Genomic DNA, 9,284 nt, shown 5'->3' with positions numbered 1-9,284 from the left:
TTGTCGAATCGATGATTCGACAGCCCAACCAGAAAGTAGACGTTCTAATTGTTTGGCATGAAGCTTCTTTACTTCATTTGTATTTGTGGGCCATTGTAAACGACCATTTTCAATTCGTTTATAAAACAGCCAAAAACCATCTCCGTCCCAATATAAAGCTTTGAATCGATCTTTTCTTGTACCACAAAACAGATATAAAGATTTAGAATATGGATCAAGCTTGAATTGATCCAAAACTATATTTGCCAGTTCATCAATTCCTCGTCGAAGATCAGTTTTGCCACAGATAAGATAAATGCCCTTAATTTTTCGCATATCAAGTAATATCATTTGAAAACTGCCTTGATTAAAGAATCTAAAATGTATCCCTGAATACGGGTTATACACGATAACAGTTTTATTATCATCAACTCTAACTTGAAAAGCTTTGGTAGGAGCCGAGGCCTGTGGATTAAAAGATTTATCCATTTTGATCTGAACAACATCAGGTTTATTTGTCATAAAAGCACCTCATCATTTTTTATTGATGAGGTAATTTTACCGCTGAAATATGCTCTTTTATAGATGGTCGGTTATTAGGTGCCTATCAAATAACGCCTAAAAAGGGTAAGCAATGAATCATTGCTTGCTCTTTTGTCGTTTCATCAGCATAATTATTTTGAAGTTAGGAGGGTATTTATGAAATTTGGCGATCGGCTTAAAAACGCGAGAATGGAAATGAATTTAACTCAAGAACAAGTTGCTAATGATTTCTTTATTACTAGACAAACAATTTCTAGTTGGGAAAATGAAAAAACTTATCCTGATATTTCCAATCTGATTAAATTAAGTGATTATTATCATGTTTCATTGGATTTACTATTAAAGGAGGACACTGGTATGAAAGAATATTTGGAAAGAAAAGAAGTTGAACGATCAATTAAACCTATTTTGCGTATTTTGTTAATCATTGATGTACTTGTTCTAGTACTTTTGACATTAACAATCCTAAATATCATTCATCTTAATCATGCTGGCTTTTTGATCTTAATTATTCTTGGAGTACTAAATGCTGTTGCTCGATTTCAGTTGAGTACGTTTCAAAGAAAAATTGATATTAGAACTACTAAAAAATTATCAATAAGCACAAAAAGTTTGTTTTTAAGTGGGGCGTTATTTGTTGTTGGAATTCTAGTGGCTTCATTAACAGATTACTATTTAATTGGTGGATTGATCAGCGGAATCGGAGGTGCAATTTTTCTGATTTATTTTGCACAAAGAAATAAATAACTCGTATTATAACCATTTTCGATAAAATAGATTATTTATTAATATTTCAAAAAATTAAAGGCTGTACTTATAACAGTTAAAATGTTTTCTTGGTACAAGTACAATATTGACAACAAACATTTATGTCATGTATACTTGTCAAAATGACTAGTTTATTTGACAAAAATGGAGGGTATTTATAATGAACAAGAATGAAATATTGAAAGCAGCTCAACAAGCGAACGACGATGAGGGGAAGCGGAATACTATTCTGACAAATCAAAGTATTATGTTTGGCTTTTATTCGCTTGGTTTACTCTTCATTCTAATTATTCGATTATTACGTCATGAATCTCTAAATGACGTGCTTTTTTTGGCTTTACTTGGTGGTTTAGGTATTGAAATATCGCAAGCCATCAATAAACGTTCCATAATATCTATTTTAATGTCAATCTTGCTAGTTGTAGCAGTTGTTTATACTGCATGGATTATCGCAATTGGGAAGTAGAGACTGTCTTGAAAAACATAATTTTAAAAAACCGTTTAAAAATTGCGCGAGCAGAAAAAAATCTAAATCAATCCCAATTGGCAAAGTTAGTTGGGGTATCACGACAAACAATTAGCAACATCGAAACTGGTGAATTTGTCCCATCAGCAAAATTGGCACTACTTTTATGCATGGCTTTGGACAAACCATTTGAATCATTATTTTATTTTAAAGAAAAATAGTACCGCATTAAGTTTAAAGCCCTTTAGAGTAAACCAAAGTTATACTAATAATTGATTGTTTGGATTGTTTGAAACAAGCGTCCTTTTCTTGCAATTTTACTATATGCGATGAAATGTAAAAATTCAGATATTGATCTTAAAGTGATTTGATTGTAGCGATAATTTTTTCTATTTTTGTAGACAATGGTGCTTCACCAGCTAAAACAAGATCGGCAGTTTCTACTATGAATTTTTCATTTTCAATAAAGATTCTCCGTATAGTTTTTAAATATATATTTAAATAATCATCAATAGCATTTACAGTTTTATTTGAAAAATCTCGAAGGATTTGGCGTGCTAACAAAATATCAAGAGGTGTCTTAATGTATACTGTTAAATCAATCAATTGATTAAATGATTCATGGCGATTACCAAAGGGATAATCAACAAGAATGTAGTCATATTTATATTTTGCTGAATTTACTGCCGAAATAATATTTTGAATATCATACTGATTAATTGTTTGAGATAACGGTTTGTTGAGTGGTGGCGCTGAAGGTAATTGATCAATATCATAATTATCAAAAGCAATGATTTTACTATTTTTTAATTCTCGCGCAAGCGAATTTACAAGAGTTGTTTTGCCTCCAGCAGTTAAGCCACTGATAACTATTATTTTTGACATTATGTATGGTCCTCCTAAAAGGTTCTATAATATTTTCGAAAAGTGATTTTAATCAGGCCCTAAAGGTGTGATAACTTTAAGCTACTACATATTAACTAGAACCCATGTTCCTACCTCTGGGTTATGCGTAGAAATTTTTTTAAACGGATAGATTTTCAGTGGTTTCCACTCATAATAGACGCTTTTCCAATTTATAAGAATCTTACCTTGAGGATTGGAACATTGTGATGAGTACCATTACTATAATATATCCAATTGCAATTACAAAGCCAATATTTCCAATTTTTACAAAAAGTTTGTTCTCAGGGAACCCTAGGAGAAAGACGCTTATCCCTAAGATGAACAATGCTGGTGAAATTACCCGTCCGGCAGAAATTAATTGACGAGAAGTTGCGTTGGCACTTCCAGCAAGCAATTTCAACCACTTTCCTGAGAAAAATTGAATCGCTAAAACAACAAATGCTATTCCGAATAATACATTGAACAATCCCCAAAGTGATTTCATAACAGTGCGTCCTTTGTAATTTGATGGCTGTCGCTTTCCTGGCTAATAGATTTGATTTCCTTCAAGAAACGTGCCCACAACACATCATCTACCTGATGAGCAAAGCGACTATCTGCCATCAGTACCGCCATGCTTAAGACCCAAGCAATATCTGGTTGTAAAACTGTCGACTTATACACGGGAGTAAATGCACCTTTTACACCGACCTTAACAAGTGCTGCAACTGCGGCAACAACCCATGCAACTGCGCCAAAACTAGTGTATGCAACAGCCGGTGTAACTATCACCGGTACCCAAGCTGCCCGTGGCTCCATCTGTGTGCGTTGAATAAAGTATTTCGGTAATTTTTCCAGTCGAATCATGGTTTCGACAAAAAATTGAGCATCACGTTTCTGAACTGCATCATTTAAGTCTTCATCACTTATAACACGCAAAACATCAAAATTATTGTCAGTGATGTTTAACGAATCAATTTTGGAACAACCGTTGCTAATCATGTATTTGGTTGGATCCCGCAAAAACTGTTTGGAGGCTGTTCGTGAAGAAAGTAAGTGATTTGCCACCTTAGAAAATGATGGTAATTCTTGAGAATTGACATTGATTTTGAAATTATCACTGGTAAGATCAGATTGAATTAAACTATTTGGATTTCCATATTTACGGTTCATAATTACCCTCCTCGTATTATATGTTTATAAGTTACAAATCTTTTACTAAATATACTTGTCTTTTGAACACCGCATGATAGTCTCTAATTGTCATTGGCTTTTGGTCAACTGGTGCTGGTAGTAGGTTGATCGGCATAAGTGCAATGTCTGGCAGACTTCTTTAACGCTATGCGCTGGTGCCATTACTTTAATAGCTAACTGCCAATCTTTGATGCTTACTTTTTTGCGAATATGGTTAAGGCTTTTTTTTAGGATATCGTTCTCACTTTCCAACTTGGCAATTCTTGTCTGCATTTCTAACAATTCGGCCTTGGAGGCTCCGGTATCATCATCTTTCTTGTACAAATCATTCCATTTATAAATGGTGGCACTGGCAATCCCATATATCTTTATCATCTTTTTTGCTTGGAGAAGTTCTTTTGTGCTAACATGATCCAAAATTTTTCCGGTTATTGCTAGATAAGCATAACCCAAAAATCTTGTCAGAATAACATGACCATTAATCTTATGACCTGAAAATTCAAACTGAAAAGGTTTGGTTTATATGCGTAGTATGAGTTATTGGAAATTCAACAACCATGATTGAATTGACTTGTTTTCGAGTTTTAACAATAATAATCATCTACCTAACGTAATTATGTATGTAATTTCAAGATTAAGCAAATAGTATTATTATGTAACCTGCATTTTTCGAAAACGCTTTCTCTCGAATGTGGTTCCATTTCGTTCTTCACGCTATCTTCTTCTTTTAGTTTACCTAAAAATTGATTTATCGAAAAATTTTGTAACAAAACCATTCCTCTACTTTGATTTACCAATCAGCTCAAAAAAATTACTTGTCTTTGCAAGAGCGAATCTACTGTAATTTTTTCCAACGAGATGCAATAAAACAATCTCAGTTATTAATAATAGTAATGCGGATAAAAGTACATTCATGATACTTATATGTGTAACTATATTCCTGATAGGCATAAAAAACGGAGATGTTACAGGAAAATAAGAGAGAAAAATTGAAATAGGGGTTGAGGGATTTTTTCCAATGACTATGGCCAAAATAAATGAAAGCATAACTAGATGAAGAACCGGTTGTACCGCCTTACTAGCATCTTCTACTTTTTTAACTAAAATTCCACATGTTGCTGCTAATATAATAAATAGGACTATACCAAGGACAATAAAAACTAAATTAATAGAATAAAAATTTCGTATTATGCTATTTATTATTCCTTGATATTTGCCTATAATTTTATAGACATAATAGTTAGAAAATAAAAGTTGATATATGATTGTACCGCCTGAAATATAAACAGCTATTTGCAAACAAACAGTTCCTAACATGCCTAGTATTTTCCCCAAAAAATATTTTTTTGGTTCAATACTAGTGAAAATAATCTCAGCAGTTTTAGTGCCTTTTTCCGCAGCAATCTCTTGAGTAGTAGTAGTTGAATATGACACTAAAATAAGGAACATAAATAGAACTAGAATTGTAAACGATAGTTCTTTAGAAAAAGATTTATTGAATCTACTTTTTTCAAAATTCCAAATAACAATTGGTTTGTATTGTAAAATTTTTTTTTGATCATTAGACAATTTTGAAGTTTTAAAATTTATTTTTTCTTGAAGATTATTAATTAAATTACTTATTCTAAATCTAGTCGTTGTGGACAAACTATTATTCCCTGTATAAGTTACTAATAACCTGTCATTTTTCTGTGAGACTGCTAAGTATCCTATAATTTTCTTGCCTTCTAATTCTTTTTTTGCAAAGTTTTGATTTTTATAATTATGAATACTTAAGGAAGAGCTAGTAGTATAAAAATTACTACTTGTTTCATTAATGATTCCTATAGAATTATTATTAGTTGTAGAGGTCTTGTTAATAAGGTTAAAGCCTAACATAGTTAATATAATTACAAATGGGAATATACTTAATGAAATAAAATTCCAAGATTTTACTTGATGACTAAAAGTATCAACACAAATAATTAGCATTTTTTTCATTTTCAAGCTTCTTTCGTAAAAATTTCGCTGAGAGTAGGTGGTTCTTGATCAAAAGTTTTTATATATTTACCGTTTGTAATGTATTTAAAAATCATCGGACCATATATTTCATTTTCAATTGTCAGTTTGTATTTTTGAAATGATAATTTTTCGATTTTTAATATATGTGGTATGTTTTTCAACTCCATTATGCTCAATTCTGTACTTACAGTTATCTGATTACATCCATAGCTATCTCTAATTTTTGAAACGGTATTGTACAGTTTAAGATGCCCGCTTTTAAAAAGAGCTACATAGTCACAAATTTCAGCTACGTTTTCCATATTGTGATCAGAGAAAATAATAGATGCGCCTTTTTCTTTAGCTTGTAATATACTTTTTTTTAATAAATTTGCATTAATTGGATCAAGCCCACTAAACGGTTCATCTAAAATAATTAATTTGGGTTTATGAATAAGTGTACTAATCAATTGAACTTTTTGTTGATTCCCTTTTGATAAAGTTTGAATTTGATCGGATTCTTTCTCTAATATATTGAACTGATCAAGCCACTTAGGAATTTCGATTTTCAATTCATTAGTTTTGAGACCGCGCAGTCTCCCAAAGTAGATTATTTGTTCTAATACTGTCCGATTAGGCAACAATCCTCTTTCTTCTGGTAAATACCCTATCTCATTTTTATTTTTTTCATCTAACTGCTCCCCATTCCAATAGACATTTCCTTTATAACTTAAGAGATTTAAAATACAGTGAAAAAGAGTAGACTTTCCAGCACCATTTTTACCAATTAGCCCTAAAATGCTACTATCCTTGACGATAAAATTGATATCATCTAGTGCATAAAAAGTCCCAAACTTCTTTGTGAGGTGGTTAATTAATAGCATAAACGATTCTCCTTATTTTTAATGTATAAAGAAGGTTATTACAACTAAGGCTAAGCCCATAATGAAGAGTCCGTGAGCAATAAATATAACATTTGATCTCCTATCAGTTTTTAACTTAAAAATGAATTTAATCATAATACCAATTAAGGCAATTATCCAACCTAATATTTCTAACACAATACCATCTCCTTTTTCTTAAATTACATTCTCAATATATAAAATTATAAAGCTCCTGTCAATTGCTTTTTGCATTTGATAGATGCAAAAAGCAATGTAATAGAATATTTTTATCTGTAATAAGTGCATTTAGGTATTTACAAAACAAGAAATAAGTTGTATTCATTTTATAATGAAAGATTTTTTAATAATGCAAAAGTAGAATTTATAACCTTGATGTTAACAATTAAAGCTATAGTGTTAGAAAAAGTACATTTAACAACTTATTAGATAAATTGAATATTGAGTTAAGTAGTTTTCCAAAGTAAAATTATCTTAGTAAGATAAATTATGTATTCCCGCAATCTTTCAACTCTTTTTACTGTTTTTTTAGTTATTGTATCTATTCCACTTTTTAAGGAAGAAATCATAATCATAGGTATATTTCTTTATACATTGAGTGGATTTCCTTTTTCTTCTTTTATATCAACTATTTCAAAACCTTAATAATTTTGAAATAGTTAGAAATATGCTTAGAAAAATCAATGGTGTTTCTAGATGAACCAGTTCAAGAATTAAACGGAAGAAAAATATTACCGTTATTAATAAGGTGGGTTAAAGTGTATTTTAAATATCTTGATCAATCAGATTATATTTTGAAAGAAATCTCTCTAGAAGTTCAATTAAAAACAGAAATTGAACAAATGCCATTAAAGTACAGTACTCAAATTTCTGGTTTTGGTGATAATTTGTCTGGCGTTAAGCATAGCGAATAGCTTTAGCAAGAGCTTTATACAGAAATCCTCAAATATTAGATAATGCTGTAGAATATAACCTAAATAAAGCTATTCAACATTTGAATTAGACAAAATCATAATAGCTCATCAGTTGTTGATTATAATAAATGCTGATCAAATAATAATGCTAAAGAACGGAAAGGTTGTTGAATCTGGGACACACTTACAATTAATTGATAAAGAAGGAGAATATTTCGAACTTTATAACATAGTCATATGAGGAGGGTATTAATGGTTACTTTTTTTATATTAACAATCATTATAGAAGTTATAACACTTTTAATAAAAAAAAGATTGCGAGATGAACGTGGTATCTATGTACAGCGTATTTCGGGATATCTGGGCTTTTCAACACAGTCCATTTTATTGATTTCAGTAATTGCGATAAATTTATACTTTCAATTACAAACAAGAACTATTCTTTATCTATTAATGATGGTCTCAATTATTACAAATATTATATTTATTGTAGCTTTGGTTTGGGGAAACGAGAAAGTCTAATTGATACGGCGAGATGTACTATATGAAAAAGTATAAAGTCTTTGTTTTTTCGGGATCTTTAAATTCAAGTTCAAGTTTAAATAAAATTGTCCAAATATACTTGCAGTAGTTGGAGTCTATTTTGAAAATAAATGTTAGTATAACCTCCAATTTAGAACTTGATAAAAACAATATAAAATTTGTCAAAGACGCTAGTGTTTTTTTACTGGAGAAGACGCAATAATAGATGATATGGAGTTTTTGAAAAATGAAATAAAATCAAGTAATATTATTTTATTAGCTACACCGGTTTATTTAAGACAAGAATCGGGCCTTATGAAAAACTTTTTGGGAAGAATTGCCCAATGGACATATACTCTTGAATTACGTGGGAAGATTGGCAGTATAATAACATTATCTAGTTCTAATGAGAAAATTGAGACATCACAATATATGCAGTATATTATTCAACAATTAGGTGCTGTGGACTTAGGATGAAAGTGTAGACACAATTTGGTAGAATTTCTACTAGAGAGGATCGTGTCTTATGAGCAAAAGGAAGAAATATTCTGTCGAATTCAAGAAGATGATCGTTCAGCTGTATGAAAGCGGGACATCAGTCACTGATCTTACCAGCGAATATGGGATTGCCAGTGCCACCATTTATAAATGGAATGATTTGTACAAGAAAGATGATGATACCGGAGCCTCCAAGGCCGAATTGTTAGAAATGCAGGCAAGAATTGCCAAGCTGGAAAGTGAGAACGATATCCTAAAAAAAGCCTTAACCATATTCGCAAAAAAGTAAGCATCAAAGATTGGCAGTCAGCGATTAAAGTAACGGCATCAGCACATAGCGTTAAAGAAGTTTGCCAGACGTTGCACTTATGCCGATCAACTTACTATCAGTACCAGCACCAGACTAAGCCCAAACAGTTTAAGCGCCGCCAAGTTTTGTGCCAGCAAATCCGACGCATCTACTTTGATCATCGGCGGGTTTATGGCGCTCCCAAAGTTCACGAGGAACTTTTGCGTGAGGGCTATCACGCCAGCTTGAAACTGGTTCAAAAGCTGATGCGACACCTAGGCCTCCGGTCAATTATCGTCAAGAAGTGGCGTTATGCCCACAACAACTATATTGACCAAATGACT

The 9,284-nt window shown here is 31.6% G+C and carries 15 protein-coding genes; 8 read left to right on the top strand and 7 right to left on the bottom strand.

Annotated features, from left to right (window positions below):
- Positions 1-315, bottom strand: a 315-nt coding sequence (gene tnpB, locus FC89_RS11345) for an IS66 family insertion sequence element accessory protein TnpB (protein WP_235804422.1), incomplete at its 3' end; no start/stop codon positions are given.
- A 363-nt stretch (positions 316-678) separates the two neighbouring features.
- Here tnpB and FC89_RS11340 point away from each other — a divergent pair.
- The 3 genes from FC89_RS11340 to FC89_RS11330 all read left to right on the top strand — a co-directional run bounded on the left by FC89_RS11340 (position 679) and on the right by FC89_RS11330 (position 1,977).
- A complete protein-coding gene (locus FC89_RS11340) occupies positions 679-1,269 on the top strand; it encodes a helix-turn-helix domain-containing protein (protein ID WP_057872652.1) in 591 nt (196 codons plus the stop codon).
- 181 nt (positions 1,270-1,450) lie between these two features.
- Positions 1,451-1,756 carry a DUF6442 family protein gene (locus tag FC89_RS11335; protein ID WP_057872651.1) on the top strand — a complete coding sequence of 102 codons (306 nt, stop codon included), beginning with the start codon at positions 1,451-1,453 and terminating at the stop codon, positions 1,754-1,756.
- Entirely contained in the window at positions 1,732-1,977 is a 246-nt protein-coding gene (locus FC89_RS11330; RefSeq protein WP_057872650.1) for a helix-turn-helix transcriptional regulator, read from the top strand. Before FC89_RS11335 ends, FC89_RS11330 begins: the two co-directional genes overlap by 25 nt.
- 136 nt (positions 1,978-2,113) lie before the next feature.
- Here the strand turns inward: FC89_RS11330 and FC89_RS11325 are convergent, their stop codons facing one another.
- The 6 genes from FC89_RS11325 to FC89_RS11300 form a co-directional block, all read right to left on the bottom strand.
- On the bottom strand, positions 2,114-2,641 hold the full coding sequence (locus tag FC89_RS11325; RefSeq protein ID WP_187329668.1) for a nucleoside/nucleotide kinase family protein: 528 nt from the start codon (positions 2,639-2,641) through the stop codon (positions 2,114-2,116).
- 202 nt (positions 2,642-2,843) lie between these two features.
- The gene (locus FC89_RS11320; RefSeq protein ID WP_057872649.1) at positions 2,844-3,146 is read right to left on the bottom strand and encodes a hypothetical protein; all 303 of its coding nucleotides are present in this window, start codon (positions 3,144-3,146) and stop codon (positions 2,844-2,846) included.
- Complete coding sequence (locus FC89_RS11315) at positions 3,143-3,814, bottom strand: hypothetical protein (RefSeq protein ID WP_057872648.1); 672 nt, start codon at positions 3,812-3,814, stop codon at positions 3,143-3,145. Before FC89_RS11315 ends, FC89_RS11320 begins: the two co-directional genes overlap by 4 nt.
- A gap of 90 nt (positions 3,815-3,904) precedes the next feature.
- Positions 3,905-4,210, bottom strand: coding sequence for a hypothetical protein (locus FC89_RS11310; protein WP_157060723.1), 306 nt, complete (start codon positions 4,208-4,210; stop codon positions 3,905-3,907).
- Positions 4,211-4,615: 405 nt separating this feature from the next.
- A complete protein-coding gene (locus FC89_RS11305; RefSeq protein WP_057872646.1) occupies positions 4,616-5,815 on the bottom strand; it encodes an ABC transporter permease in 1,200 nt (399 codons plus the stop codon).
- Positions 5,816-5,817: 2 nt separating this feature from the next.
- Complete coding sequence (locus tag FC89_RS11300) at positions 5,818-6,699, bottom strand: ABC transporter ATP-binding protein (RefSeq protein ID WP_057872645.1); 882 nt, start codon at positions 6,697-6,699, stop codon at positions 5,818-5,820.
- A 776-nt stretch (positions 6,700-7,475) separates the two neighbouring features.
- On the opposite strand from FC89_RS11300, the gene FC89_RS12645 reads away from it, so the two are divergent.
- From FC89_RS12645 to FC89_RS12715, 5 genes are all read left to right on the top strand, one after another.
- On the top strand, positions 7,476-7,631 hold the full coding sequence (locus FC89_RS12645) for a hypothetical protein (protein WP_157060722.1): 156 nt from the start codon (positions 7,476-7,478) through the stop codon (positions 7,629-7,631).
- A gap of 252 nt (positions 7,632-7,883) precedes the next feature.
- Positions 7,884-8,153 carry a hypothetical protein gene (locus FC89_RS11295; RefSeq protein ID WP_057872644.1) on the top strand — a complete coding sequence of 90 codons (270 nt, stop codon included), beginning with the start codon at positions 7,884-7,886 and terminating at the stop codon, positions 8,151-8,153.
- A 231-nt stretch (positions 8,154-8,384) separates the two neighbouring features.
- Positions 8,385-8,630 carry an NAD(P)H-dependent oxidoreductase gene (locus tag FC89_RS11290; protein WP_057872643.1) on the top strand — a complete coding sequence of 82 codons (246 nt, stop codon included), beginning with the start codon at positions 8,385-8,387 and terminating at the stop codon, positions 8,628-8,630.
- Positions 8,631-8,679: 49 nt separating this feature from the next.
- A complete protein-coding gene (locus FC89_RS11285) occupies positions 8,680-8,940 on the top strand; it encodes a transposase (protein ID WP_057871300.1) in 261 nt (86 codons plus the stop codon).
- A gap of 71 nt (positions 8,941-9,011) precedes the next feature.
- Positions 9,012-9,284, top strand: a 273-nt coding sequence (locus tag FC89_RS12715) for an IS3 family transposase (RefSeq protein ID WP_235804419.1), incomplete at its 3' end; no start/stop codon positions are given.

Origin of the sequence: Liquorilactobacillus ghanensis DSM 18630, assembly GCF_001435235.1 — a bacterium.
Taxonomy (GTDB): Bacteria; Bacillota; Bacilli; order Lactobacillales; family Lactobacillaceae; genus Liquorilactobacillus; species Liquorilactobacillus ghanensis.
The sequence above is the reverse complement of the archived record's forward strand: the minus strand, read 5'-3'. Positions and strand labels throughout refer to the sequence as shown.